The organism is Aequorivita sp. CIP111184, from assembly GCF_900489465.1.
Taxonomy (GTDB): domain Bacteria; phylum Bacteroidota; class Bacteroidia; order Flavobacteriales; family Flavobacteriaceae; genus Aequorivita.
Genome location: NZ_UEFQ01000013.1, coordinates 126,278 through 151,684, shown reverse-complemented (window position 1 = coordinate 151,684; position 25,407 = coordinate 126,278). Strand labels below are relative to the sequence as shown.

Genomic DNA, 25,407 nt, shown 5'->3' with positions numbered 1-25,407 from the left:
TTTACTTCTTCCAATAAACCTTAAATTTGCCATCGTGTTCCGAAGCCTTGGCGAAGGAACTTCCTTTTTTTAGAAAAAAATTATAATGAGCAAATATCACTTCAACGAAATAGAAGCAAAATGGCAAAAGCATTGGGCCGAAAACCAAACTTTTAAAGCCGAAAACCAAAGCGAAAAACCAAAATATTACGTTTTGGATATGTTTCCCTATCCTTCCGGCGCGGGTTTGCACGTTGGGCATCCGCTTGGGTATATAGCCAGTGATATTTATGCACGCTATAAACGCCACCAAGGTTTTAATGTTTTGCATCCGCAGGGGTATGATTCTTTCGGACTTCCCGCAGAACAATATGCAATTCAAACCGGGCAACATCCCGCAAAAACTACCGAAGAAAACATTGCGCGTTACCGTGAGCAACTTGACAAACTAGGTTTTTCATTTGATTGGAGCCGCGAAGTTCGTACGTCAAATCCTGAATATTACAAATGGACGCAGTGGATTTTCATTCAACTTTTTGAAAGCTGGTATGATAAAGACCAAAATAAAGCGCGTGCGATTGAAGAATTGCGTGTTGTTTTTTCATCCGAAGGAAATATTCACGTAAACGCGGTTTGTGATGAAGGGATTGAACATTTCACCGCTTCGGAATGGCTTGATTTTTCAGAAACCAAAAAACAGGAAATTCTTTTAAAATATAGATTGACCTATTTGGCTGAAACCGAAGTAAACTGGTGTCCGCAACTAGGTACAGTTTTGGCGAATGACGAAATTGTAAATGGCGTTTCCGAACGTGGCGGCTATCCCGTGGTTCGAAAAAAGATGAAACAGTGGAGTATGCGAATTACTGCTTACGCCCAACGTTTGCTTGACGGACTTGACAATATAGACTGGCCGCAACCGTTGAAGGATTCACAAACCAATTGGATTGGTCGTTCGAAAGGGTCAAGTGTAACTTTTAATATAAAAGATCACGACGCCAAAATTGACGTTTTTACAACGCGCCCCGATACTATCTTCGGTGTAAGTTTTATGACCTTGGCGCCAGAGCACGATTTGGTGTCAAAAATTACGACTGCTGAACAAAAGGAAGCTGTTGAAAATTATATTGAAGCCACCGCAAAACGAAGCGAGCGCGAACGAATGGCAGATGTAAAAACCATTACCGGCGTTTTCACAGGAGCTTATGCTGAACATCCTTTTTCGGGTGAAGCAATTCCAGTTTGGATTGGTGATTACGTTTTGGCTGGCTACGGAACGGGTGCCGTAATGAGCGTTCCCTGTGGCGATCAGCGCGATTATGATTTTGCAAAACATTTCAATTTACCGATTCCGAATATATTTAAGGATGCCGATATTTCTGAGGAAGCCTATTCCGACAAGGAAAATACAATTATTACCAATAGCGATTTTTTAAATGATTTAAATTATCAACAAGCAACGGAAAAAATAATCGCTGCTTTGGAAGAAAAAGGCGTTGGCGAAGGCAAAATAAACTACCGTTTGCGCGATGCTGTTTTTAGTCGCCAGCGGTATTGGGGCGAACCCTTCCCGATTTATTACAAAGACGGAATGCCGCACCCAATTCCAACCGAATGTTTGCCATTGCGTCTTCCCGAAGTTGAAAAATACCTTCCCACCGAAGAAGGCGAGCCGCCTTTGGGTCGTGCCGATGATTGGGCTTGGGACGAAAAACAGTTGTCAGTTGTTAGTTGTCAGTTGATTGATTACGAAACCGTTTTTCCTTTGGAATTGAACACAATGCCGGGTTGGGCGGGAAGCAGTTGGTATTTTTTCCGATATATGGAAAGTGAAAAGCGCGACGAAGTTTTTGCATCAAAAAAAGCATTGAACTATTGGAAAAATGTGGATTTATACATTGGCGGAAGCGAACACGCAACTGGACATTTATTGTACAGCCGTTTTTGGGTGAAATTTATGCACGACCGTGGATTGGTTCCTGTGGAAGAACCTTTTAAAAAGCTGATAAACCAAGGGATGATTTTGGGGGAGAGTGCTTTTGTCAGAAAACTTAATTACAATAATTCTGAAGTACCTCCAATTTTCATCTCTAATAAAAAGTTTTTAAAAGAAAGTAAAGCCAAGGAAGAAGAGAAGAGCATCGTGGACTATGAATTTAAGTTTTCAAAATTATTTGATAAATATTTAGGTGAAAACAGAAAAATTCAAGTTACGATGGGAACTTTGGATTTACATACGGATGTTGCCTTTGTAAACAATTCAAATGAATTAAATATTGAAGAATTCAAAAACTGGCGGGAAGATTATAAAATTGCAGAATTTATAACTGAAGAAGATGGGAGTTTCAAAGTTTCTCGCGAAGTAGAAAAAATGTCCAAAAGCAAATACAACGTGGTAAACCCCGATGATATTTGCAGCCAATACGGAGCGGATACTTTAAGAATGTATGAAATGTTCCTCGGTCCGTTGGAGCAGGCAAAACCTTGGAATACCGCCGGAATTACTGGCGTGCACGGCTTCCTAAAAAAACTTTGGAAATTGTATCATTCGGGTGAAAATGAAAGTTTTTACGTTTCGGATGATTCGGCTTCAAAAGACAGTTTGAAAACGCTTCACAAAACCATTAAAAAAACGCAGGAAGATATTGAGCATTTCAGCTTTAATACTTCGGTTTCGTCTTTTATGATTGCGGTAAACGAGCTTATTTCTCAAAATTGCAATTCAAGAGAAGTTTTGGAACCGTTGGCAATTCTTATTTCTCCTTACGCGCCACACATTTCCGAGGAGCTTTGGAATAAATTAGGACATTCGGAAAGTATTTCAACCGCACCTTTCCCAAAATTTGAACAGAAATATTTGGTGGAAAGCAGTAAGGAATATCCAATTTCCTTTAACGGAAAAATGCGTTTCACATTGGAGTTACCGTTGGATTTAAGCAAAGAGGAAATAGAATCTGCCGTAATGGCACATGAGAAAACAGCCCAGTATTTAGAGGGAAGAACTCCAAAAAAGGTAATTATTGTACCTGGAAAAATCGTGAATATTGTAGGCTAAAAATTAGCACGCTTTTTGATTAAATTTGAAGTAAGAATTTAAAAACGAAATAAAAATGTTTGGATATTATATAATTGCAGGGATCTTCTTTTTGGTAAGTTGGTACGTTAGCAACAAATTGAAAAGTAAGTTTAAAGAATATTCGCAAGTCCATCTTCAAAATGGAATGAGCGGAAAAGAAATTGCCGAAAAAATGTTGGCAGATAATGGAATCACCGATGTAAAAGTGGTTTCAGTAGCTGGTAAATTGACAGATCATTACAATCCAGCAGACAAAACCGTAAATTTAAGTGAGGGCGTATATATGCAGCGTAATGCCGCAGCCGCAGCTGTTGCCGCTCACGAATGCGGACACGCCGTGCAACACGCCACTGCGTATAGTTGGTTAAAAATGCGTTCGGCTATCGTTCCCGCGGTTGGAGTTGCTAGTAAATTATCCAACTTTGTGATTATGGCTGGTTTGATAATGACAGCGATGAATATTATGGGCGCGTTGGGAAATGTTGTATTTTTTATAGGAATAATCCTTTTTGCGGCAACAACTGTTTTTGCCTTTATAACATTACCAGTGGAATATGATGCGAGTAATCGTGCATTAGCGTGGTTAGAAAGCAGTAAAATGGTAACGCCACAGGAACACGACGGAGCAAAAGATGCCTTAAAATGGGCGGCTAGAACCTATGTGGTTGCAGCGCTTGGCTCATTGGCAACCTTACTTTATTTCATCTCCATTTTTATGGGAAGACGATAAAAGGATTTATGATATTAGATTGACGATTGTTGATTTTTGAAATAAAAAAAACCCGCAAATTTGCGGGTTTTTTTATTCTCTATAATTAACCAAGATGGAGATTGTCAGGATTATAGCCCAAATACTTCACTTCTTCTTCTCTGAAAATTATGCCATTTTCTTCTAGTTCTTTTAAGATTGGTTCATAAACCTCTTTAGCAATAGGGCGTTGAACTCCGGGTGTGCTAATTTCGCCATTTAGAATTTTTACTGCGGCAATTGCCACCGGTAACCCTACTGTTTTCGCCATTGCCGTGTGGGTTTGGTCTTCGCCAATCAAGGCCATATGGCTATCAATTTGGTGTTTTTTACCATCTAATTCATAACCGAATTTGTGGTACATCACAATCATATCTTTATCCTCTGGTGCCAAGGTCCATTTTTCCTCCAATATTTTTTGGAGTGCCATAGCGGGTGTTGCGTTCTTGATACCAATAGTTTTTTCACTATTGAAGACATCTAATTCCTCCAATTTTTCCCACATCAAATCGTCTTGATCTATTTTTAATGCGTAGCGAAGTTTAAGCTCTACGGTATCTGTGGGCGAATAAGCTAAAAATAAGTTTACAAACTCACGGTAGGTCAGATTTTCTGAATCTGGAATTGTATAGGTGTCATCTGTCATTCCTAATTGAACAAACATATTCCAAGCTTTGCTAAAGCCAACTCTTCGGATGGTTCCGCGGTAAAGCGTAAGGATATTTTCAAGTCCGTAAACAGATTGATATTGTAAGGAATTTCTATTGGCTAAGACTTCAAATTTGCCATAGCCTTCAATATTGATAAATTCTGTTCTTCGGAAAAGTCTGTGATAAGGAATGTATTTAAACTTTCCTTCCTGTATAAATTCGGCAGCGCCGCCTTGTCCAGCTAACACAACGTTACGTGGATTCCAGGTGAATTTATAATTCCAAAGATTGTCGTCACTTTCGGGAGCAATCAAGCCACCACAGAAAGATTCAAAAAGTAGCATTTTGCCACCTTTTGCTCGAATTCTGTCTATCACTTGCATTGCGCTCATATGGTCTATTCCTGGGTCTAAACCTATTTCATTCATAAAGACCAACCCTTTTGATTCGGCTTTGTGGTTAAGTGCTTGCATTTCCTTGCTTACATAAGACGCAGTTACCATATGTTTTCCAAACTCGATACAATCTCGGGCCACTTCAATATGATATCTGGCTGGGAGCATCGAGATTACCAAATCGCTATTTTCAACTGCTTCTTTTCGTTGCACATCGTTAAAAACGTCGAGCATAATTCCGCGTGCATTGTTGTGTCCGGTGGTAAATTTTTGTGCCGATTGTATGGAGATATCGCCGATGGTGATGAAAAGTTCTTCTTCTTCACTTTTGTCAAGTAAATAGCGGATTAAACTTGTTGCAGATCTTCCTGCACCTATAATTAATATGTTTCTCATTGGGAGAGTTTTTTGTTAACTTTGAAGATATATTTATAAATGACGAAATTACTAATTCTACCTTTTAAAAATGACGGTTTTTGATAAAAATATAGCTGCAACGGGAGCATTTATTATGGCAGCAACAATTGCAATTGGGGCATTTGGAGCACATGGTCTAAAAGAAATGCTGGACGCTAATTCGCTAAATACTTTTGAAGTAGGTGTTCGATACCAGATATATCATGCTTTTGGAATTTTACTTTTGGGAGTTGTGCCTTCAATTTCCAAGAGCTTAAAACAAAAGATTTTTTGGCTTTTTATAACTGGGATCTTGTTTTTTTCAGGTTCTATCTATTTACTATCTATGAATTCCATCCTTCCTTTTGATACTTCTGTCATAGGATTCATAACACCTTTGGGAGGTTTATTTTTTATAATGGGCTGGTTTTTGCTGGCTTACGGATTACTTTCGTTAAAGAAGAGATAATTTCTTTTTAAATTCCGAAGTCTGTCCAAGATTTGTTATTTTTGTAACCTACAAAACAAAAACAAGTTATGGTGGGTAATAACCAAACTACAAAATCGATTTCGGTTGACAAATACGGAATCAAGAATGCAAAAGTTAATTATCAACTTTCTTCAGAAAAACTTCACGAAGAAACTTTACAAAAAGGCCAAGGAAAAGAGGCCGCCAGCGGCGCTCTTGCTATAGACACTGGAGAATTTACAGGAAGGTCCCCAAAAGATAGATTTATCGTAAAAGATGATGTTACTCGCGATAAAGTTTGGTGGGGAAATATAAATATTCCTTTTCCGCCCAATATGTTTGATGCGCTTTATGATAAAGTAATGGATTATCTTTCTGAGAAAGAAATTTATGTGCGTGATTGTTATGCTTGTGCTGATGAAAAATACAAACTGAACATTCGGGCAATAACTGAGACCCCTTGGTCTAATATGTTTGCCCATAATATGTTTCTTCGCCCAACCGATGAAGAATTAACAAGTTTTGATCCTGAGTGGCTTATTGTAAATGCTCCTGGATTTATTGCAAATCCAGAAGTAGACGGAACGCGCCAGCATAATTTTGCGATTCTTAACTTCACAAAAAAGATTGCACTAATTGGCGGAACTGGTTATACGGGTGAAATTAAAAAAGGAATTTTTTCCGCACTAAATTTTATCTTACCGGTATATAAAAATACAATGCCAATGCACTGCTCGGCAAACGTTGGAGATGATGGCGAAACTGCAATTTTCTTTGGACTATCGGGAACTGGAAAAACTACACTTTCCGCAGATCCAAAACGAAAATTGATAGGTGATGATGAACACGGTTGGACACCAGATAATACAATATTTAATTTTGAAGGCGGCTGCTATGCTAAGGTAATAAACCTTACTGAAGAACACGAGCCAGATATATTTAACGCTATAAAACCAGGGGCAATTCTTGAAAATGTAGTGATGGACAAAAATGGTGAAGTAGATTTTGCAGATACTTCCATAACCCAAAATACACGTGTAAGTTACCCTATTTACCATATTAAAAATATTCAAGTGCCCTCTATTGGTCACAACCCAAAGAATATCTTCTTTTTAACTGCAGATGCTTTTGGTGTTTTGCCTCCTATCTCAAAATTAACTCCAGGGCAGGCTGCTTATCATTTTATTAGCGGTTATACCGCAAAAGTTGCTGGTACTGAAGAAGGTATTAATGAACCAACGCCTAACTTTTCAGCTTGTTTTGGAGCTCCATTTATGCCGCTTCATCCAACAGAATATGCTGAAATGTTAAGCAAAAAGATGAAAGATGCTGGCGTGAATGTTTGGTTGATAAATACAGGATGGACCGGGGGTCCTTATGGTGTTGGAAACCGAATGAAACTGAAATACACCCGTGCAATGATTGCTGCAGCATTGGAAGGAAAGTTAAAAGATGTGGAATTTGAAAAACATCCAATTTTTAACTTGATGATGCCAAAATCTTGTCCAGATGTTCCTACAGAGGTACTAAACCCAAAAGACACTTGGAAAAATAAAAAAGCTTATGATATTCAAGCTTTTGAACTATCAAATTCATTTAAGGAAAACTTTAAAAAGTTTGAAGCTTACGCAAATGAAGAAATTCTTTCGGGAGCTCCTGTTTCAGAATAGTTTTTGAAATAAATTAAAAATAAAAAGGCTTGCCAATTGGCAAGCCTTTTTTAATTGCAATTAATGAAGTTTATTTTTTGTTGTTAACCTCTTTGATGTATTTTTCTAAAGCCATTGTCATTGAAGGAGCCTCGGGAGTTGGGGCTTGAATATCCACTCGTAAACCTTGCTCGGTAGCTGCTTTTACGGTGGTGTTTCCAAATACGGCTATTCGCGTATCCTTTTGATCGAAATCTGGAAAGTTTTCAAATAAAGACTCAATTCCGCTAGGGCTAAAAAACACCAAAATGTCATAATAAACATTGCGTAAATCTGAAAGATCACTAATTACTGTTTTGTAAAAAGTAGCTTCTTTCCAATCTACTTTCAGTTCGTTAAGAACAAGGGGCACTTCAGGCTTCAGTTTATCTGAAGTTGGAAGTAGAAATTTTTCGTTTTTGTATTTTTTAATTAATGGGGCAAGTTCAGGAAAAGTTCTTTTCCCTACATAAATTTTTCGCTTTCTGTAAACCACATATTTTTGAAGGTAGTAAGCAACAGCTTCACTCAAACAAAAATATTTCATTGTGTCTGGAACTTTAAAACGAAGCTCTTCTGCAATGCGGAAATAATGGTCAACAGAATTTCGGCTGGTTAGAATAATAGCAGAATATTTTGTAAGATCAACTTTTTGGGATCGCACATCCTTGCCTGATACTCCTTCTACGTGAATGAAAGGGCGGAAATCTATTTTTACCTTTTGTTTTTCAATTAAATCGAAATAAGGAGAATTTTCAATTTTAGGCTCTGGTTGGGAAACCAAAATAGTTTTCACTTTCATAGATGTTCCTGATTTTTTTAAATATTTTCTCTTTAAACAAACGTTTTATAGAGAATAATATAGGGTGAAATTTCAAGTGCGCAAAGATACGAAATAAAATAGAAGAAATTACGAAATATCAATTTTCCGTTTTTCTTATAACTGTAAAGCAGTGCAATAGCATTCAATGTTACAATGATGCCACAAAAAACAAGCATTGCCTGAGGTTGTGGTTGATAAATATATAATAAGAAAAGATTGGCAATAAACAATAGAATTGCCAAAAAGTTTCTGTAGCTAAGTTTTTGGTACAGATAATTGTTAATTATTTCATCTAAAGAAAATATATTTCCAATAATTTTTTCCAAAGAAAATTTTATGAGTACAAAAACAGAATAAGCAGTACAGATTTGAAGAAAAAGCCATTGGTTTTTTTGAACTTCAATTGGGTTAAAAATCTTAAAAAGTAAATAAAAAAATACCGAAACACAGATTACCTGCGCAGCAAAAAGCATAACATTGAAAGGATGGTTTATCTCGTCATTTTTTCCGTGTACAAAAAAGTACTGGTTGGTTATGGGCAACATGGAAAATTCGTGGAATCTTTTGGGGTAATAATATTTGGAGAGCGCAAAAAGAACGAAGCATGCCAAAAGCATATAGGCGGCCCAATCGGTTGAATCTATAAGTCTTTCGTTAAAATCCACCTTCAATTTTTTTGTAAAGGTACAGCAAAATAAATTTTCTCTATGCGCCATCAATTAGATTTTACTTCACATTTATTTGTTCAAAAAAAGGTACATTTGCGCTAAAATAGGAGTATGTCCAAGGCAGTAGTGGTGGTGCCAACCTACAATGAAATTGAAAATATAGAGCGACTCTTGCGAACTGTTTTTTCATTGCAGCGTGAGTTTCATATTTTAGTCGTTGATGACAATTCTCCTGATGGCACTGCACAAGCGGTTGAAGCCAATTTCAAAACCTATCCCCAAAAGCTTTTTTTGCTGAAAAGAGCTGAAAAGAAAGGATTGGGAACAGCATATATTGCTGGTTTTAAATGGGCTCTAGAAAATGGATATGATTATATTTTTGAAATGGATGCCGATTTTTCGCATAATCCAAATGATTTGATCAGATTGTTTAATGCCTGCCACAAAGATGGAAACGATATTGCTATTGGTTCAAGATATGTGAAAGGTGTAAATGTTGTAAACTGGCCTATGAGCAGGGTTTTAATGTCTTGGTTAGCCTCAAAATATGTTCAATTTGTGATGGGTGTTGATATTTATGACACCACTGCTGGATTTATTTGTTACCGAAGAAGTGTTCTTCAGAAAATAAATTTGGACAACATTCGTTTTGTGGGCTACGCTTTTCAGATAGAAATGAAGTTTAAAGCGCATATTAGTAAATTTAAGATAAAAGAGGTGCCAGTAATTTTTACGGACCGCACCAAGGGAGAATCGAAAATGAGCTCGGGAATTATTTCCGAAGCGATTTTTGGCGTAATAGCAATGAAATTTAATAGTGTATTTAACAGAAAAAGATTTAATGAAGGCAGTTTTAATTAAGAATGCGAATATTGTAAATGAGGGAGAAATTTTTAAAGGCGACGTGCTAGTTCAGGACGGGCGTATTGTAGAAATTTCTGAAACCATAAGTATGAAATCTGCCGAAACGAAAGTTATTGATGCAGATGGAAGTTATTTATTGCCTGGAATGATCGACGATCAAGTACATTTCCGGGAACCGGGATTGACACACAAGGCAAACATTGAAACCGAATCAAAAGCTGCGGTTGCCGGTGGAATCACTTCGTTTATTGAAATGCCAAACACTGTGCCGCAGGCAACAACGATTGAATTACTGGAAGAAAAATTTGAGATTGCCTCCAAAACTTCTTGGGCAAATTATTCTTTTATGTTTGGTGGCACCAATGATAATCTTGAAGAAATTTTAAAAGTTGATCCGCAAAAAGTAGCTGGACTAAAATTATTCCTAGGTTCTTCCACAGGAAATATGTTGGTGGACGACCCAAAGATTTTGGAAGAGATATTCAGCAAAACGAAATTGCTTATCTCTGCTCATTGTGAAGATGAGACCACAATTAAAGCGAATTTAGAAAAATATAAAGCGGAGTATGGCGAAGACATTCCTATAGAACTTCACCCAAAAATAAGAAGTGAAGAGGCGTGTTATATTTCTTCCTCAAGAGCAATAAAACTTGCCCAAAAGACCGGAGCACGACTTCACGTTTTTCATCTTTCAACAGAGAAGGAAACGCATCTTTTCAGCAATAAAAAACCACTTTCAGAAAAGAAAATTACGGCAGAAGTTTGCATTCATCATTTGTGGTTTACCGATGAAGATTATAAAACAAAAGGAACCAAAATAAAATGGAACCCCGCAGTAAAAACTGAAAAAGACAGAGATGGTCTGTTGAAAGCTTTGCTGGATGACCGCATAGACGTGATTGCCACAGACCATGCGCCGCACACTTTGGAAGAAAAAAATAATAAATATTTGGACGCTCCCTCTGGCGGACCTTTAGTGCAGCACGCGTTGGTTGCGCTTTTGGAGTTGTATCACAGAGGAAAAATTTCATTGGAAAAAATTGTTGAGAAAACCGCCCACAATCCCGCTATATTATTTCAAATAAAGGAACGCGGGTATATTCGAAAAGGATATAAGGCAGATTTGGTTTTGGTTGATCTTAATTCGCCTTGGACTGTAAAAAAGGAGAATCTACTTTACAAATGCGGATGGTCGCCTTTTGAAGGTGCAATTTTTAAATCTCGCATTACACATACGCTGGTAAACGGAATTGTAGTTTATGAAAACACTAAATTCCCAAATAAAAGCAATCCTGAAAGACTTACCTTTAATAGATAATGAAGCATTGGATAATCATTTTAGTTTTCATGTTAGGGTTTTTTGGTTGTCAAGATGTAAAACAACCCGAAAAACCCAAAAATCTTATCTCAAAAGATAAAATGATTGATATGCTTACTGAGGCTTATCTGGCAAATGCCGCAAGAAGTGTAGATAACAAATCCATTATTTCAAAAGGAATTAAAATGGATTCGCTGATTTATAAAAATTTTGATGTAGACAGTATTCAATTTGCAAAAAGCAATGATTTTTATGCTGCAGACGTAAATGTATATATGGATATTTTTCAAAAAGTAGAAGGAAGACTTACCGGAATGCAGAAAAAGATGGATAGTATTCGCGAAGTCGAAATTGAACTAAAAGACAGTATCAGCAAGAAAAGTGACACTATCAAATTAAAGACCGAGTCAGTAAAAGATAGCCTAATCTGATATTTTCTTAGTTTCTTTTGTTATTCTTTCCAGCGTTACTTCTAAAGGCTTAAACTGAAAACCTAAGTTGCTTTTTACTTTGGAAGCATCATAGCGTGATATTTTGAACATAGAGCGTACTGTGGCTTTAAACAACGTTCTCTTTTTTCCAAAAATTTTGCTTAACAACCACTCTGCATTGCTTAGAAAAAACATAATAGTTTTTGATAGCTTTTTCGACGGAGGTTTTTTACCAAATAATGGCGCCCATTTTGAAAGCAATTCCTTGTAAGTAACGTTTTCACTCACTAAGATAAATTGTTCGTTTTTTGTTGAAGAATCCATCAGCAAAATCATTGCTTTTACTACATCTTGAACGTCTACAACCCCCATTCCCCCCGATGGGTAAAAAGGGATTCCGCTTGAGCTCAATTTAATGAATACTTGACTGCTACCGGTATCAGGGGAATTTCCCAAAATAACACCCGGATTCACAATTACCGCGTCCAAACCTTCCTGCGTTCCACGCCAAACTTCCATTTCGGCACCGAATTTTGTAATGGCATATACGCTGTTTTTTTCATCCGGATTCCACTGGGTTTTTTCGGTAATTAATTCTTTGTTTAACGCGCTTCCAAAAGTGGCTACGGAACTTACATAACAAATTTTCTCTATCTTGTTCTCAAGGCAAAGATTTACAATATTCGCTGTACCCTCTACATTTGCTTTTTTAAGTACTTTGTATTTTGAAGGATCAAAACTTACAAATGCAGCACAATGGTAAACTTTTGTAATGTTTTTAAAAGCGACTGTTAATGCAGGAATATCTGTAATATTAGCTTCAACCCATTCAATTTTATTGTAAAGAGAATCCACCTCGGAAGTGTACAACGCAAAAACTTTTTTAACAGCGGCTATATCGCTGCTATTTCTATGAATTGCGCGTACCGGTACTTTTTCCTTTAAAAGAAAATAAAGCAAATGAGAACCAACCAAACCTGTGCCGCCTGTTACTAATATCATAAAGCGAAAATACTTTTTTTTATTAAGAAATTAGAATTGATAATAGATGCTTGCCAATTCTTAATGCTGCATTCTGAATTATAAAACGAGAACCCTATCTTTGCACAAAATTTAAATAATGAAGCTGAAAAATTTCGTTGAAGAACTACAATGGCGAGGCATGATACACGATGTAATGCCAGAGACTGAAACACATCTTATGGAAACAATGCGCGCTGCGTATGTGGGGTTTGACCCAACTGCAGATTCTCTGCACATCGGTAATTTGGTTCCTATTATGCTTTTGTCTTTCTATCAACGCTGTGGCCATAAACCCATTGCTTTGGTTGGTGGAGCCACGGGAATGATTGGAGATCCTTCAGGGAAAAGTGCTGAGCGAAATTTGCTTGATGAAGCTGCTTTGCGCCACAATCAGGAATGTGTAAAAAACCAACTTTCTCAATTTTTGGATTTTTCTTCGGGTGCTGAAAATCAGGCTGTATTAGTTAATAATTACGATTGGATGAAAGAATTTTCGTTTCTTGATTTTATTAGAAACGTGGGAAAACACATTACCGTAAATTATATGATGGCGAAAGATTCTGTGAAAACCCGATTGAGTGGTGAAAGTGCGGACGGCCTTTCTTTTACTGAATTTACGTATCAATTGATTCAAGGTTATGATTTTCTCCATTTATACAGAAATATGAATTGTACGCTCCAAATGGGGGGCAGTGATCAATGGGGAAATATTACAACGGGAACTGAGTTAGTGAGAAGAATTGCAGGCGGAAAAGGCTATGCGTTAACTTGTCCATTAATTACAAAAAGCGATGGGAGTAAGTTCGGGAAGAGTGAAGGGGGAAATATTTGGTTGGATGCCAACAGAACTTCCCCGTATAAATTCTACCAATATTGGTTGAACACCAGCGATGACGATGCCGAAAAATATATAAAGATTTTTACCTTTTTGGATAAGGACACCATAGATGAGTTGGTTGCCGAACACAAAGAAGCACCCCATATGCGTTTACTCCAAAAGCGATTGGCGCAGGAAGTTACCACAACTGTTCACAGTGCTGAAGAATATGAAAAAGCTGTAAAAGCTTCAGAAATTTTGTTTGGAAATTCAACTTCCGAAGATTTAAAAATGCTGGATGAAAAAACATTTCTCGATGTTTTTGATGGTGTGCCACAAGCGGAAATTTCAAAAGAGGAAATAAAAAGCGGAATTGATATCATTGGGGCTTTAGCTGAAAAAACAGGGTTTTTAAAGTCTAATGGCGAAGCACGAAGGGCTTTAAAAGAAAATTCTATTTCCGTAAATAAAGAAAAGGTTTCAGATGACTTTTCTGTTTCTGAAACCGATTTGATTAATGGGCAATTCGTATTGCTGCAACGTGGAAAGAAAAATTACTTCATTATAAAAGTAGTTTAATTTACCAGTTTTATTTCATGAAAAAATCCCCGGCAAAGTTTGCACGGGGATTTCTCAATTAACTAACCAACCAAATTATGAAAAATCATCACTTTTTCACATTAATTTGGTCGCAGGATTATTCAAAAACTTACACTGAATTTCAGGGGTTTATGTTAAACATTTCCCTATAAAACCATCAAATTGCAACCGCGAATATCACTAGCGTCAAAACGGCCTATAACCTCGAAAGAACCATCTGAGAAGGTTTTCCCTAGATCTTGGGTAGCAATAAAAGCACAGGAATTGAGATTGGCCAAATCAATAACATTTATTCCTCCGGTTTTTTCAAAGGTATAAGAAAGGGCATCTTCGGTGTCTCGAGTTAAAATTTTCATCCAAGGAGGGCAATTGAAGTTTCCGTCACCGGAAGAATAGGCTTGCGAAAGCAATTCAGTCATCCCATATTCGCTGTGAATTTTGCTTACACCGAAACCTTTTTTTAAAATTTCGTGAAGTTCCTCTTTTATCATTTCTTTTCTTCGGCCTTTCATTCCACCGGTTTCCATCACGATTGTGTTTTTTAATTGAAATTTTCTTTTTTCAATTAGATCGAGAAGCGCATAAGAAACCCCAATAAGAATTGATTTTTGTCCTTTTTCCTCTAAAAGGTCCAGCATATTAATTAGCGCATCTATTTCGTGTAAGTAAAAACCACTATTAATATTATTGCTCTTTTCGATTAAATTTTCAAACATATAAATAAGCGAAGAGCCTTCCCGTTCTAAGTAAGAGGGTAGCAGTGCTAAAATTGTAAAATTTTCGGGATTGCCGTATTCTTTCTCAAAGGCTTTTTGGAAACTTTTTTCGTAAATGCTTAAGTCAGAAACGTAGTGTTTGCTTGTAATGCTCCCCGTTGTTCCGCTACTTGTAAAGATTGTTTCATCCTCTAAATTATTAGCAATTATTTTATGGCTTTTAAAAAATTGGATGGGAAGAAAAGGGATTTGTTCAATATATTTTACTGCAGAAGGCTTTATGTGTAAAAGATTGCAGAAGTTTCTGTAAACAGTAACATTTTCATATTGAAATTGAAATACCTCAATCGCCAGGAGCTCAAAATCTTTGGAAGAATTAATATTGAAAATGTCTTTTTCAAGCATATTTAAGTACCCTAAAATTCGGTTCAAAAATAGTTAAATAAAAAGCTCCTGTTGTAACAGGAGCCTTAAAATTGAATAAAAAAAAATATTACTTTAGAACCATTTTTTTGGTTGAGGAAGTTCTTTCCTGCTCAATTTTTAAAATATAAACACCGCTTTTTAATGATGAAACGTCTAGTCTATCCCCATTTAGTACAGTCTTTAAAACTTGTTTTCCAAGTACGTCAAAAATTGAAACATTCTTAACTCCGCTCAGTTTAGAATTTATATATAAATAACCATTCGATGCAGGGTTTGGATAAATTTTGAAAACATCAGCCTTTGATTCGCCAACGCTTAAAATGCAGGCATTTGTAGCCCGCAAGGTTGGGGCGATAACACAAAAACCTCCAGCCCCATCACTTTGTATGGATTCTGTATCCTTGTTTCCATTCAGATCTTCATCGTATTGAACGGTTTGATCTAGTCCTGCTAAAAGTTCAGGATCATCGTCATCATTAGTTCCATAAACAATAGCATCAATCAGATTGACGTTTGTTACTGGGGTACCGTTTGGAAAATTGCTTACTTCATCTTGGTAAATAGCAATGGCATCTGGTCCGTTTTGTATGGTATTGCTGGTTCCAATAGAAATGTCAACTCCTGGCGTTGCACTACTACCAATAATAAAAAACCCTTCCGAATCTGTAACATAGCCTGTTAAATCTACCCTTTTGTAGCTTTCGTCGTCTGAACCATTGTAGAAAACCACAATGTAACCTTCAAGTGAAAAATTTGGTGAATCTGATAGAATTTCAACAAATTCCGAAACATCGGTTCCGGTTTGATCCACATCCACTTCATTTATATGTATTTGTGAAAAAGAAATAGTATAGAACAGTAAGCTTGCAATAAATGTAATTTTTTTCATAACCTCCTGTTTTTAAGATATCTATTTAAAGTTAAAAAATATTTTTTAGCTTTAAAAATATAATTTCAAGTATATTTATTGACGTGCTTTACATCTAAAATTGATGTAATTGGTCGTGAGTTTCAATATTATTAAAGCGTTACTATAACATTAACAATAAGTGTGCTAAACATTTCCTGAGTTTAAATAATAGTATCTTTGAACTATTAAAAAAGATGAAAATTTAATATGAAAAAAAAGGATATTACAATACTATTGGTCGATGATGAACCGGATATTCTTGAAATTGTCCGATACAATCTTACTGCGGAAGGATACACCATTGAAACTGCTGAAAATGGTTTAGAAGCTATCGCGCAAGCAAAAAAAGTGAAGCCACAATTAATCATTATGGATGTGATGATGCCAAAAATGGACGGAATTGAGGCCTGTGAGAAAATAAGAAACATTCCTGAACTCTCTGAAACGGTAATTACTTTTTTAACCGCACGTGGTGAAGACTATTCTCAAATGGCAGGTTTTGAAGCTGGTGCAGATGATTATATTACAAAACCCATCAAGCCAAAAGTACTTGTAAGCAAAGTAAAAGCATTGCTTCGTAGATTTAAAGAAGAAGAAGAGGACGAAAATATAAAGCTCGGCAACTTGACTATTAACCGAGAGGAATATAAAATTGTGCTCGGTAAAGAAGAAATGGTTCTGCCGCGAAAGGAATTTGAACTTTTGGCCCTACTTGCTTCAAAACCTGGAAAAGTTTTTAAACGTGAAGATATTTTGGACAGCATTTGGGGTAACGAAGTTATTGTTGGAGGCCGCACAATAGACGTTCATATTAGAAAGCTACGGGAAAAAATTGGGGATGATAAATTTAAGACCGTTAAGGGCGTAGGCTATAAGTTTGTACTTTAGCAGTCTATGACGTTTTCTAAAAGATATAATTTTGCTGCTTTAACGGCACTGCTGATTGCCCTATTTTCAACAGTGTCTATGGGCATTTTTTTGTATGTTTTCTTCAAATTCCTTTCTGCTTGGTTACTGCTTTTCTTTTTAGTTTCTTTTCTGGTTTCGTTTTTAATAGTTCAGTATCGAGTTGAAAAATTTATTTACTTCAGAATAAAAAAAATATACAACGACGTTCGCATCCTTAATGAAAAGGATTTTCCTAAACCTTCTATCACGACAGATATGGAAGTTCTTACTCGCGAAGTTGAGAATTACGTAAACGTTAAAAAGCTTGAGATTGAAACTTTGAACGTTCGTGAAAATTATCGTAAGGAATTTATGGGAAATATTTCACACGAACTGAAAACTCCACTTTTCACTGTACAAGGCTATATTTTAACGTTGCTGGATGGCGCAATGAAAGATAAAAAAGTTCGAAAAAAATATTTACAGCGTGCCAATAAAGGAGTTGAAAGGCTTATCTATATTATTAAAGATTTGGATATGATTACCAAATTAGAAGTGGGTGGACTTGTTCTTAGCAAAGAAAATTTCAACATAATTGAACAGGTTCAAAATGTTTTTGATTTGCTTGAAATGAAAGCAGCCAAAAAAAATATATCATTGGTTTTCGATAAAGAATATACAGAAAGTATTCTTGTTTATGCAGACAGAGAACGCATTGAGCAGGTTCTAACTAACTTGCTCGTGAACTCATTGAAATACGGAAAACAGGACGGGACTACAGAGGTTAGTATTGAAAATATTATAAAAAATAAAGTATTAGTGCGTGTTACAGATAATGGTGAAGGGATTGCAAAGGAATATTTAACGCGTATTTTTGAACGTTTTTTCAGGGTAGATAAAAGCGGTTCCCGAAAGGAAGGTGGAAGCGGATTAGGACTTTCAATTGTGAAACATATTGTGGAGGCCCATAATGAAAAAATATATGTAGAAAGCCAATTCGGCATAGGTTCCGAGTTTTCATTTACGCTCGAAAAGGGTAAATAATTCCGAAAAATTAGTAGCTGGATGCGATAAAGATTTCAAGCCTTTATAAAGCGAAATTTTGTTGAGCTTTTCTGGTTTAAACTTCTTCTGTTTACAGGATGGAACAATTCCTAAATCTTTAAGGCGTTTTGCTAAATATTCTTGTTCATATTGTCCTGGAGTTGGAATGAAAAAAGCTTTCTTTTCAAGTACCGTCAAATCCATAATAGTTGTATAACCGGAGCGGGAAATAACAATTTCACTTGCATTTATGGCGTTTTCAAGTTCTTCGCTTGCCATAAAATTCACCATTTTTATAGTTTCATAATCTTCCCAGATTTGTTCTTTTTCAACTTTTCCGCGGACTATTAAAATACTTTTTTCAATATTTTTTAATGAATCTTTCAAGATTTCTTCCAAAATTGTTCGCTGTGGCTCTGGACCTGAAAGCAAAACCAAAATATCTGTAGTTTTTGGAACTACCTTTTTTTTCATTCGGCTTAAAACGTCTATATAGATTATAGGGAATTCTTCGCGCTTTAAATGCCCCAATTTTCCGCTGAGGTTTAGTATTGAGTCTTGCACGTCGGGAACCCAACAAGCATCAAATTTTTTAATAATGTTTTGATGTATTTTACTTGTAGCAATTGTAGTACTACCTGTTAATACGTTTAACTGATGTGTTATAAAAACAGAAGGGATAGCCTTATTTCTCACTCCAAATCTATTATCGCTAATAATTCCCTGGATTTTTCCTGCCTTAACAAGTTGTTTTATGATGCTTTTTTCTGCATCCATCGTTTTTTTTATTTGAGGAAGTTTCATCAAAATTTTCCACTTAAAATGGCTTCCTTTCTTCGGATATTCAATATTGTACGAAGGAAGTTCAATAGATTCCAATTGTGGAAACTCTTTCTGGAGTAATAATAGCGCAGATCCGTCTGAAGCTAACAAAACTTCAAAATCGTGATCTAGCAATGCCTTTATAATTGGTATGCAACGGGTAGCATGACCAAGCCCCCAATGTAGTGGCGCAACCAAGATTGTTTTTTTTTTAGGCATAAAAACAAAGGTAGCAATAATTGCCGCGGTGTTATATTTCCTTAATTTTACCAAAAAATTAAAATTTTGGGTAGTAAAAACAAATTAAAACGTTTTAGGGAAAACGAAACTTTTTCAAATGTAGTTCAGCCATCGCGCGAAGAGGTGATAAATGATTCTCTAAAACTAAAAGGGAATTGGCGCAAAAATTTCTTTAAAAACAACAATCCATTAGTGTTGGAATTGGGTTGTGGAAAAGGAGAATATTCAGTGAATCTCGCAAAAAAATTTCCAGAAATGAATTTCTTGGGAATTGACATCAAAGGTGCCCGTTTCTGGCGCGGAGCAAAAATTGCTTTGGAAGAGAATCTTCAAAATGTAGGTTTTCTGCGAACCCAAATTGAACTTGTGGATCATATTTTTGATGAAAACGAAGTGGATGAAATTTGGATAACCTTTCCGGACCCACAGATAAAATTTAAGCGCACGAAGCATCGTTTGACCAATGCGGATTTTCTTCAGAAATACAAAAAAATTCTTAAGCCTGATGGAGTTGTTCACCTAAAAACGGATAGCGAATTTATGCATGGGTATACCCTTGGTTTGCTTCATGGTTTGGGCGAAACCATTGAATATGCACATCACGATATTTACGGGAGCCAAGGCGCTCCGGAGGCGGCAACCAATATTCAAACCTTTTATGAAAATCAATACCTTGAAACAGGAAAAAAAATAACCTATATCCGGTTTAAATTCAATTAGGTATAAATTCAGTATATTCACAAAAACTAATGCTTTAAATGGCACTATTTTACAACTTAATTGTAGGCTTTCTTGGTTCGTTTGTTGGTGTTCTTCCACCTGGTTTAATAAATATGTATGCTGCCAAAATAAGCATGAAGGAAGGAAGGAAAAAAGGCCTTCTTTTTTCAGGGGGTGTCTGTATTACTGTGATGTTTCAAACGTATGTGGCTTTACTCTTTGCCCGTTATATTGAAATGCACCCAGAGATTGTCAATCTACTTCAAAAAGTGGCACTGGGTATTTTTATAAGCCTTACAATCTATTTTATTTTTATTGCAAAGGATACTCGCAGAGAAGTGCGTGATCGTCACACACGTTCCAAAACCAACCGTTTCTTTTCTGGAATTTTTATTGCCATGTTAAACTTGTTGCCGTTGCCCTATTGGGTGTACATTAGTATTACTTTTTCTGTATTTGGGTGGTTTTCTTTTTCGCATTCCGTACTGTGGATTGCTGTGCTCGCATCTGGAATTGGCACGTTTGCCAGTTTAGCTTTATATGTTCAGTTTTTTAGACCTAAAGAAAACGAACGTAGGCTCAAAATAAATATGAATTATGTAATCGGTCTTGTTACGGCTCTGATTTCAATTATCACCTTTTTAAAAATTGTAAGGGAATTTTAAAATGTCTAGTGAAGGTTTCTTTGAAAAAGTCTATCAAGTGGCAAAGCTTATACCATATGGAAGAGTTACTTCCTATGGTGCAATTGCAAACTATTTAGGAGCTAAAGGAAGTGCAAGAATAGTTGGCTGGGCAATGAATGGAAGTGTTAATAAAGATGTACCTGCACATAGAGTAGTAAATCGAAATGGCTTACTCACAGGCAAGCATCACTTTCAAGGTACAAATTTAATGCAGCAACTTTTAGAAAGTGAAGGATTTGAGGTGGTTGATAATAAAATTCAAAATTTTGAGAAGTATTTTTGGGATCCAATGAAGGAACTTTGATTATTTCCTGATTTTTCAATCCCGAAGCTTAGACACACATACTCATAGATTCAAAGATCCAATAATCCAGCAATCCAAAATTCTAACTATCCAGCCATAAATCATTTCAATTCTACGCCTTCGTTTTCCGAAGTTTTACGCTTATATTTGCACTTTAGAATCAATCTAAATATTAAGTAAAAAAGAATGAGCATTTCAAAACAAGATATTCTTAAGGCCCTTGAAACTATTACTGTTTCAGGCGAAGGAAAAAATATGGTAGAGAGTGGTGCTGTGCAAAATATTGTAACTTTTGCCGATGAAATTATTGTGGATTTAAAACTTTCCACACCAGCGCTTCACATAAAAAAAAGAGCCGAAACAGATGTAATAAAAACCATTCACGAAAAAGTGGATGCAAATGCCAAAGTGCAAGTTAATATTAAAGTTGAGGCACCCGCAAAACCACAGAATCCGAATCTAATAAAAGGCAAGCCAATTCCTGGAATTCAAAATATAGTTGCCGTTGCTTCCGGAAAGGGAGGCGTGGGTAAATCAACCGTTACCGCAAACCTGGCAGTTACACTTTCTAAGATGGGTTTCAAAGTTGGAATTCTGGATGCAGATATTTATGGTCCGTCAATCCCAATAATGTTTGACGTTGCCATGGAAAAGCCGCTTTCAGTAAATGTGGATGGTAAAAGCAAAATGAAGCCTGTTGAAAATTACGGAATCAAAATTCTTTCCATCGGGTTTTTCACACAGCCAGACCAAGCCGTAATTTGGCGTGGACCAATGGCTGCCAAAGCGTTGAACCAACTTATTTTTGATGCCGCTTGGGGTGAATTGGATTTTATGTTGATTGACCTTCCTCCGGGAACAGGAGATATTCATTTGAGCATTATGCAGTCATTGCCAATCACAGGAGCGGTTGTAGTAAGTACGCCGCAAAATGTGGCTTTGGCCGACGCTCGAAAAGGAGTGGCAATGTTTCGTCAAGAAAATATAGACGTTCCCGTTTTAGGGATTATTGAAAACATGGCATATTTTACACCAACAGAGCTTCCCGAAAATAAATACTATATCTTTGGAAAAGAGGGTGCGAAACATTTAGCAGAAGATTTGGAAGTACCGTTTTTGGGCGAAGTTCCCTTAATACAAAGTATTCGCGAAGCAGGTGATGCTGGAAGACCGGCCGCGTTGCAAATTGCAACTCAAACCGAAGAGGCCTTTGAGGCAATTACCCGAAACGTAGTAGAAGAAACAGTTCGCAGAAACGAAAATCTTCCCCCTACTGAAGCGATAAAAATTACAACAATGGCAGGTTGCAGCGCCGTAAAAAAATAATAATGACAGCGCAGGAATTAACAACAAAAGTTGAGGAAGCATTGGATGAGATACGTCCATTTTTGCAAAATGACGGGGGAGACATTGCGCTTCTGTCTATTGAGGATGGAAAAGTGGTCAATGTGCAATTACAGGGTGCTTGTGTAGGTTGCTCCGTAAATCAAATGACGCTGAAAAGCGGAGTGGAAATGACTATAAAAAAATATGCGCCACAAATTGAAAAAGTTGTAAGTATTTCAAAATAATGACTACCGTCATTTATCTAAAGAAATTTCATAACTATTTTTGAACTAAAATTTAGAGAGCCTCTTTTCATGATAAAAACAGATATTCTCATAATAGGTGCTGGGCCCACAGGGCTTTTCGCCGTTTTTGAAGCAGGATTACTTAAATTAAAATGTCATTTAATTGATGCACTTCCGCAGGCTGGCGGACAGTGTTCGGAAATATATCCCAAAAAACCCATCTACGATATTCCTGGTTTTCCTGAAGTACTTGCTGGTGATTTGGTAACTAATTTAATGAAGCAGATTGAGCCTTTTCAGCCTGGTTTCACTTTAGGCGAACGTGCAGATACAATTGAAAAATTGGAAGATGGTTCTTTCATTGTCACAACTGAAAAAGGAACAAAACATCATGCGCCAATTGTAGCAATTGCTGGTGGCCTTGGAAGTTTTGAGCCAAGAAAACCGCCCATTACAAATATTTCCGATTTTGAAGATAAAGGCGTAGAATATATTATTCGCGATCCAGAATTTTATCGAAATAAAAATGTTATTATTTCTGGAGGTGGAGATTCTGCTTTGGATTGGAGTATATTCTTGACAGATATAGCCAAAAGCGTTACGTTGGTTCACAGAAGAAACGAATTTCGCGGTGCTTTGGACAGTGTTGAAAAAGTGCAAGAACTAAAAAATCTCGGAAGGATTGAATTAATTACTCCAGCCGAAGTTGTTGGGTTGGTTGGGAATAATGGTTTGGAAGAAGTTGTTATAAAACAAGGCGCGGAGGTTTTCAACAGAGAGTGCGACCATTTTATTCCTTTATTCGGATTGTCACCAAAACTTGGCCCTATAGCGGACTGGGGACTTGAAATTGAAAAAAATGCAATTAAAGTTGACAATACTTTAGATTATCAAACTAACATTCCGGGTATCTATGCCATTGGTGATGTGAACACATATCCAGGAAAATTAAAACTGATTCTTTGCGGTTTCCACGAAGCTACTTTAATGTGCCAAAGTGCTTACCAACGTATATTTCCTGATAAACGTTATGTTATGAAATACACTACTGTTGGTGGTGTAGAAGGTTTTGATGGCAGTAAAAAAGAAGCGCCAAAAGCGGTAATTAAGTCAATAGATTAATAGATGACTGATATTAAAATTACAATCATTGACCGTCAAGGAATAAAGCACGAAGTGGATGCTCCCACAGATATGAATATGAACCTAATGGAAATAGTTCGTTCCTACGAATTGGCTCCTGAAGGAACCATCGGTATTTGCGGAGGAATGGCAATGTGTGCTTCTTGTCAGTGTTATGTTTTGAGTGGTCATGAACTTCCTGAGATGAGTTATGACGAGGATTTAATGCTTTCCGAAGCCTTTAACGTGAAAGAAAACAGCCGTCTTGGCTGCCAGATTTTCATAAAAGAAGAGCTTGACGGTTTAGAGATTGAATTAGCGCCGGAAGTTTAACGAAGTATTTCAGCAACCTTTGTAAATATTTTATCTACAAACTTTTTATAGGCAACTTCCGAAGGATGCAAACCATCTGAAGCCACCAATGCTGGATTTTCTAATCCTTTTTGTGTAATTGGAGTAATATTTTCAAAACGAACGCCTTTTTCAAAAGCAATTCTATCTGCGTAAATATTATAGCGTAATAATTCCTTCGTGGCTTTTTCAGCCTTTCCAGATTTTTGACCAAAAGGTGTAAAACCATAATCTGGAATTGAAATAACAATCACATTTTTAGGCTTTCCCTTTGCGAAGGCAATAGCCATATCTAGCAATTCAGGAAATTCTTCTTTATAAACTGCAAATGGTTTGCCTTGATATTGGTTGTTCACGCCAATGAGTAATGTAACCAAATCATAATCCTTAGAAGGATTTTCAGTAGCAATTGCCGAGAGCAAATCTGTAGTAGTCCAACCTGTTTTCGCAATTATTTTTACAGAAGTTTTTTCATTTGAAGTCTTGTTTAAACTGTCCGTTAATTGCTTCGGATAATTACAATCACCGCAAACACTTTCGCCGATGGTATAACTATCACCAAGCGCTAAATATTTATAAGTTGTTTTTTCGGCAGAAATATTTTTTTTTGAAACAGCACAGGAAAACGAAACCATAGCCATTAGTACTATTGCAATTTTAAAATTCATCATCTTTCAGAAATTGTTTTTATTATAATACGATAAAAAATACTATTCGGTTTTATAATCAATCAGCTTTTGGGGTCCTTCTAGCAATACGCGTTGAACTTTCAGGATGCCATCTTCTGTTGTAGAAATCTGCCATTTTATAAGTGAAATCTCACCATTTTCAATTTCTAGTCCGGTTATGCTTCGTGGGTGCACACAGCTTCCGTCATTAAAAAAAGCAATGTCGCCGGGTTCGGGAAATCTGGGTCTATGGGTATGACCAATAATTGTAAAAAGATTTTTGTTTTCAACGATCCAACGTTTGGTTCGCCTTTCTACTTTTATAAGTTCTTTGTAATTTTTTGCTGGGCTTGTTGGATCGCCAATGCCAAAAATCTGTAATTGTCGCCACAGCACCCGCACCATAAAACGATTGAATTTCCAACCTACATAGTTCATCCAATCTGCCTGGTGACCGTGCATCATGAAAATTTCCTGTTCGGTAGTTTCGTGTTTCAGAATGAGACCTTCAGTAAATTCAATTCCCGGGAAAAGTGGAGCATCTTTTCCAGTTATTTTATCAAAATAGGTGTAAAGCGTTTTTTCTACGAATTTTTGGTTCATATAAACCATATCGTGGTTTCCTACCAATCTGTACAATCTGTTTTCAGCATAAAAAAGCTTCATCAGCTCATAAACATTTTGGTGTGCTTCATAAATATCCTTAAAAAAAAGATTTTCCCAAAGTTCATCGCCATCGCCAATTTCGCAGTAAGTAAACCCTTTTTTGTAATAATCCTGCAGTGCATGAAAGTAGATATTCCGGTTTTTGCAAAATCGTCTGCAAAACTATTGTCGCCACGGTGGCAATCACTGAAGATTATGAATTTTGAATCGTCATTAAACGAAATGCGGCGGGCGGTTTCGTAAGCACGATACATTCGGATTTTTGAGGACATGCTCCAATTGTTTTTTGAAAGATACAACTTGCTTTAGAAACAAAAAAGGCTTCGAT

25 protein-coding genes and 1 pseudogene are annotated in these 25,407 nt (G+C 36.5%); 17 read left to right on the top strand and 9 right to left on the bottom strand.

Annotation, left to right across the window (positions count from 1 at the left end; all coding sequences use genetic code 11):
- Positions 1–85 precede the first annotated feature (85 nt).
- Together AEQU1_RS00795 and AEQU1_RS00790 are read left to right on the top strand one after the other, a co-directional pair.
- Positions 86–3,034 carry a leucine--tRNA ligase gene (locus AEQU1_RS00795; protein WP_111878007.1) on the top strand — a complete coding sequence of 983 codons (2,949 nt, stop codon included), beginning with the start codon at positions 86–88 and terminating at the stop codon, positions 3,032–3,034.
- A gap of 55 nt (positions 3,035–3,089) precedes the next feature.
- A complete protein-coding gene (locus AEQU1_RS00790; protein WP_111878005.1) occupies positions 3,090–3,785 on the top strand; it encodes a zinc metallopeptidase in 696 nt (231 codons plus the stop codon).
- Positions 3,786–3,870: 85 nt separating this feature from the next.
- Here the strand turns inward: AEQU1_RS00790 and AEQU1_RS00785 are convergent, their stop codons facing one another.
- Positions 3,871–5,244, bottom strand: coding sequence for a saccharopine dehydrogenase family protein (locus AEQU1_RS00785; RefSeq protein WP_111878004.1), 1,374 nt, complete (start codon positions 5,242–5,244; stop codon positions 3,871–3,873).
- A gap of 70 nt (positions 5,245–5,314) precedes the next feature.
- Between AEQU1_RS00785 and AEQU1_RS00780 the strand changes: the two genes are divergently transcribed.
- Positions 5,315–5,713, top strand: a complete 399-nt coding sequence (locus AEQU1_RS00780) for a DUF423 domain-containing protein (RefSeq protein WP_111878002.1) — start codon at positions 5,315–5,317, stop codon at positions 5,711–5,713.
- Between the two features lie 68 nt (positions 5,714–5,781).
- On the top strand, positions 5,782–7,383 hold the full coding sequence (gene pckA / locus AEQU1_RS00775; protein ID WP_111878001.1) for a phosphoenolpyruvate carboxykinase (ATP): 1,602 nt from the start codon (positions 5,782–5,784) through the stop codon (positions 7,381–7,383).
- A gap of 70 nt (positions 7,384–7,453) precedes the next feature.
- Here the strand turns inward: pckA and AEQU1_RS00770 are convergent, their stop codons facing one another.
- Both AEQU1_RS00770 and AEQU1_RS00765 read right to left on the bottom strand, forming a co-directional pair.
- Positions 7,454–8,203, bottom strand: coding sequence for a uroporphyrinogen-III synthase (locus AEQU1_RS00770; protein WP_111877999.1), 750 nt, complete (start codon positions 8,201–8,203; stop codon positions 7,454–7,456).
- A gap of 32 nt (positions 8,204–8,235) precedes the next feature.
- Positions 8,236–8,889: a DUF4271 domain-containing protein gene (locus tag AEQU1_RS00765; protein ID WP_181566681.1), complete on the bottom strand. Its 654-nt coding sequence runs from the start codon at positions 8,887–8,889 to the stop codon at positions 8,236–8,238.
- Positions 8,890–9,003: 114 nt separating this feature from the next.
- On the opposite strand from AEQU1_RS00765, the gene AEQU1_RS00760 reads away from it, so the two are divergent.
- Genes AEQU1_RS00760 through AEQU1_RS00750 form a run of 3 tightly spaced genes read left to right on the top strand, consistent with a single transcriptional unit; the run spans position 9,004 to position 11,505 of the window.
- On the top strand, positions 9,004–9,753 hold the full coding sequence (locus tag AEQU1_RS00760; RefSeq protein ID WP_111877996.1) for a polyprenol monophosphomannose synthase: 750 nt from the start codon (positions 9,004–9,006) through the stop codon (positions 9,751–9,753).
- Complete coding sequence (locus tag AEQU1_RS00755) at positions 9,734–11,074, top strand: dihydroorotase (protein WP_111879013.1); 1,341 nt, start codon at positions 9,734–9,736, stop codon at positions 11,072–11,074. Before AEQU1_RS00760 ends, AEQU1_RS00755 begins: the two co-directional genes overlap by 20 nt.
- Positions 11,074–11,505: a DUF4296 domain-containing protein gene (locus AEQU1_RS00750; RefSeq protein WP_111877995.1), complete on the top strand. Its 432-nt coding sequence runs from the start codon at positions 11,074–11,076 to the stop codon at positions 11,503–11,505. Before AEQU1_RS00755 ends, AEQU1_RS00750 begins: the two co-directional genes overlap by 1 nt.
- Here AEQU1_RS00750 and AEQU1_RS00745 read toward each other — a convergent pair.
- Positions 11,497–12,507: an NAD-dependent epimerase/dehydratase family protein gene (locus tag AEQU1_RS00745; RefSeq protein ID WP_111877994.1), complete on the bottom strand. Its 1,011-nt coding sequence runs from the start codon at positions 12,505–12,507 to the stop codon at positions 11,497–11,499. The two genes, AEQU1_RS00750 and AEQU1_RS00745, sit on opposite strands and share 9 nt — an antisense overlap.
- Before the next feature lie 118 nt (positions 12,508–12,625).
- Here AEQU1_RS00745 and tyrS point away from each other — a divergent pair, with 118 nt between their 5' ends.
- Complete coding sequence (tyrS, locus tag AEQU1_RS00740; protein WP_111877992.1) at positions 12,626–13,924, top strand: tyrosine--tRNA ligase; 1,299 nt, start codon at positions 12,626–12,628, stop codon at positions 13,922–13,924.
- A 167-nt stretch (positions 13,925–14,091) separates the two neighbouring features.
- Here the strand turns inward: tyrS and AEQU1_RS00735 are convergent, their stop codons facing one another.
- Positions 14,092–15,066 carry an acyl transferase gene (locus AEQU1_RS00735; protein ID WP_111877990.1) on the bottom strand — a complete coding sequence of 325 codons (975 nt, stop codon included), beginning with the start codon at positions 15,064–15,066 and terminating at the stop codon, positions 14,092–14,094.
- Positions 15,067–15,154: 88 nt separating this feature from the next.
- Positions 15,155–15,976, bottom strand: a complete 822-nt coding sequence (locus tag AEQU1_RS00730; RefSeq protein WP_111877989.1) for a T9SS type A sorting domain-containing protein — start codon at positions 15,974–15,976, stop codon at positions 15,155–15,157.
- A gap of 228 nt (positions 15,977–16,204) precedes the next feature.
- Between AEQU1_RS00730 and AEQU1_RS00725 the strand changes: the two genes are divergently transcribed.
- On the top strand, positions 16,205–16,885 hold the full coding sequence (locus tag AEQU1_RS00725) for a response regulator transcription factor (protein ID WP_111877987.1): 681 nt from the start codon (positions 16,205–16,207) through the stop codon (positions 16,883–16,885).
- Positions 16,886–16,891: 6 nt separating this feature from the next.
- Positions 16,892–17,929 carry a cell wall metabolism sensor histidine kinase WalK gene (locus tag AEQU1_RS00720; protein ID WP_111877986.1) on the top strand — a complete coding sequence of 346 codons (1,038 nt, stop codon included), beginning with the start codon at positions 16,892–16,894 and terminating at the stop codon, positions 17,927–17,929.
- Here the strand turns inward: AEQU1_RS00720 and AEQU1_RS00715 are convergent.
- Positions 17,903–18,970 (bottom strand): glycosyltransferase, encoded by a 1,068-nt coding sequence (locus AEQU1_RS00715; RefSeq protein ID WP_111879011.1) that lies wholly within the window; start codon positions 18,968–18,970, stop codon positions 17,903–17,905. The two genes, AEQU1_RS00720 and AEQU1_RS00715, sit on opposite strands and share 27 nt — an antisense overlap.
- Positions 18,971–19,036: 66 nt before the next feature.
- On the opposite strand from AEQU1_RS00715, the gene trmB reads away from it, so the two are divergent.
- From trmB to AEQU1_RS00680, 7 genes are all read left to right on the top strand, one after another.
- A complete protein-coding gene (gene trmB, locus AEQU1_RS00710; protein ID WP_111877984.1) occupies positions 19,037–19,711 on the top strand; it encodes a tRNA (guanosine(46)-N7)-methyltransferase TrmB in 675 nt (224 codons plus the stop codon).
- A 38-nt stretch (positions 19,712–19,749) separates the two neighbouring features.
- Positions 19,750–20,376 carry a lysine transporter LysE gene (locus AEQU1_RS00705; RefSeq protein ID WP_111877982.1) on the top strand — a complete coding sequence of 209 codons (627 nt, stop codon included), beginning with the start codon at positions 19,750–19,752 and terminating at the stop codon, positions 20,374–20,376.
- A 1-nt stretch (position 20,377) separates the two neighbouring features.
- A complete protein-coding gene (locus tag AEQU1_RS00700; RefSeq protein ID WP_111877981.1) occupies positions 20,378–20,701 on the top strand; it encodes an MGMT family protein in 324 nt (107 codons plus the stop codon).
- A 186-nt stretch (positions 20,702–20,887) separates the two neighbouring features.
- A complete protein-coding gene (locus AEQU1_RS00695) occupies positions 20,888–22,027 on the top strand; it encodes an Mrp/NBP35 family ATP-binding protein (protein WP_111877979.1) in 1,140 nt (379 codons plus the stop codon).
- Between the two features lie 2 nt (positions 22,028–22,029).
- The gene (locus AEQU1_RS00690) at positions 22,030–22,272 is read left to right on the top strand and encodes a NifU family protein (RefSeq protein ID WP_111877978.1); all 243 of its coding nucleotides are present in this window, start codon (positions 22,030–22,032) and stop codon (positions 22,270–22,272) included.
- A gap of 69 nt (positions 22,273–22,341) precedes the next feature.
- Positions 22,342–23,394: an NAD(P)/FAD-dependent oxidoreductase gene (locus AEQU1_RS00685; RefSeq protein ID WP_111877976.1), complete on the top strand. Its 1,053-nt coding sequence runs from the start codon at positions 22,342–22,344 to the stop codon at positions 23,392–23,394.
- A gap of 3 nt (positions 23,395–23,397) precedes the next feature.
- On the top strand, positions 23,398–23,727 hold the full coding sequence (locus AEQU1_RS00680) for a 2Fe-2S iron-sulfur cluster-binding protein (protein WP_111877974.1): 330 nt from the start codon (positions 23,398–23,400) through the stop codon (positions 23,725–23,727).
- Here AEQU1_RS00680 and AEQU1_RS00675 read toward each other — a convergent pair.
- Both AEQU1_RS00675 and AEQU1_RS00670 read right to left on the bottom strand, forming a co-directional pair.
- Positions 23,724–24,416: an SGNH/GDSL hydrolase family protein gene (locus AEQU1_RS00675; protein WP_111877973.1), complete on the bottom strand. Its 693-nt coding sequence runs from the start codon at positions 24,414–24,416 to the stop codon at positions 23,724–23,726. The two genes, AEQU1_RS00680 and AEQU1_RS00675, sit on opposite strands and share 4 nt — an antisense overlap.
- 39 nt (positions 24,417–24,455) lie before the next feature.
- Positions 24,456–25,351, bottom strand: a pseudogene (locus AEQU1_RS00670) (metallophosphoesterase).
- Positions 25,352–25,407 lie beyond the last annotated feature (56 nt).

What these genes read in the sequence shown, in the direction of transcription:
- AEQU1_RS00795 (WP_111878007.1), top strand. Translation starts at nt 86, where the DNA reads ATGAGCAAATATCACTTCAACGAAATAGAAGCAAAATGGCAAAAGCAT.
- AEQU1_RS00790 (WP_111878005.1), top strand. Translation starts at nt 3,090, where the DNA reads ATGTTTGGATATTATATAATTGCAGGGATCTTCTTTTTGGTAAGTTGG.
- AEQU1_RS00785 (WP_111878004.1), bottom strand. Translation starts at nt 5,244, where the DNA reads ATGAGAAACATATTAATTATAGGTGCAGGAAGATCTGCAACAAGTTTA.
- AEQU1_RS00780 (WP_111878002.1), top strand. Translation starts at nt 5,315, where the DNA reads ATGACGGTTTTTGATAAAAATATAGCTGCAACGGGAGCATTTATTATG.
- pckA (WP_111878001.1), top strand. Translation starts at nt 5,782, where the DNA reads ATGGTGGGTAATAACCAAACTACAAAATCGATTTCGGTTGACAAATAC.
- AEQU1_RS00770 (WP_111877999.1), bottom strand. Translation starts at nt 8,203, where the DNA reads ATGAAAGTGAAAACTATTTTGGTTTCCCAACCAGAGCCTAAAATTGAA.
- AEQU1_RS00760 (WP_111877996.1), top strand. Translation starts at nt 9,004, where the DNA reads ATGTCCAAGGCAGTAGTGGTGGTGCCAACCTACAATGAAATTGAAAAT.
- AEQU1_RS00755 (WP_111879013.1), top strand. Translation starts at nt 9,734, where the DNA reads ATGAAGGCAGTTTTAATTAAGAATGCGAATATTGTAAATGAGGGAGAA.
- AEQU1_RS00750 (WP_111877995.1), top strand. Translation starts at nt 11,074, where the DNA reads ATGAAGCATTGGATAATCATTTTAGTTTTCATGTTAGGGTTTTTTGGT.
- AEQU1_RS00745 (WP_111877994.1), bottom strand. Translation starts at nt 12,507, where the DNA reads ATGATATTAGTAACAGGCGGCACAGGTTTGGTTGGTTCTCATTTGCTT.
- tyrS (WP_111877992.1), top strand. Translation starts at nt 12,626, where the DNA reads ATGAAGCTGAAAAATTTCGTTGAAGAACTACAATGGCGAGGCATGATA.
- AEQU1_RS00735 (WP_111877990.1), bottom strand. Translation starts at nt 15,066, where the DNA reads ATGCTTGAAAAAGACATTTTCAATATTAATTCTTCCAAAGATTTTGAG.
- AEQU1_RS00730 (WP_111877989.1), bottom strand. Translation starts at nt 15,976, where the DNA reads ATGAAAAAAATTACATTTATTGCAAGCTTACTGTTCTATACTATTTCT.
- AEQU1_RS00725 (WP_111877987.1), top strand. Translation starts at nt 16,205, where the DNA reads ATGAAAAAAAAGGATATTACAATACTATTGGTCGATGATGAACCGGAT.
- AEQU1_RS00720 (WP_111877986.1), top strand. Translation starts at nt 16,892, where the DNA reads ATGACGTTTTCTAAAAGATATAATTTTGCTGCTTTAACGGCACTGCTG.
- AEQU1_RS00715 (WP_111879011.1), bottom strand. Translation starts at nt 18,970, where the DNA reads ATGCCTAAAAAAAAAACAATCTTGGTTGCGCCACTACATTGGGGGCTT.
- AEQU1_RS00705 (WP_111877982.1), top strand. Translation starts at nt 19,750, where the DNA reads ATGGCACTATTTTACAACTTAATTGTAGGCTTTCTTGGTTCGTTTGTT.
- AEQU1_RS00700 (WP_111877981.1), top strand. Translation starts at nt 20,378, where the DNA reads ATGTCTAGTGAAGGTTTCTTTGAAAAAGTCTATCAAGTGGCAAAGCTT.
- AEQU1_RS00695 (WP_111877979.1), top strand. Translation starts at nt 20,888, where the DNA reads ATGAGCATTTCAAAACAAGATATTCTTAAGGCCCTTGAAACTATTACT.
- AEQU1_RS00690 (WP_111877978.1), top strand. Translation starts at nt 22,030, where the DNA reads ATGACAGCGCAGGAATTAACAACAAAAGTTGAGGAAGCATTGGATGAG.
- AEQU1_RS00685 (WP_111877976.1), top strand. Translation starts at nt 22,342, where the DNA reads ATGATAAAAACAGATATTCTCATAATAGGTGCTGGGCCCACAGGGCTT.
- AEQU1_RS00680 (WP_111877974.1), top strand. Translation starts at nt 23,398, where the DNA reads ATGACTGATATTAAAATTACAATCATTGACCGTCAAGGAATAAAGCAC.
- AEQU1_RS00675 (WP_111877973.1), bottom strand. Translation starts at nt 24,416, where the DNA reads ATGATGAATTTTAAAATTGCAATAGTACTAATGGCTATGGTTTCGTTT.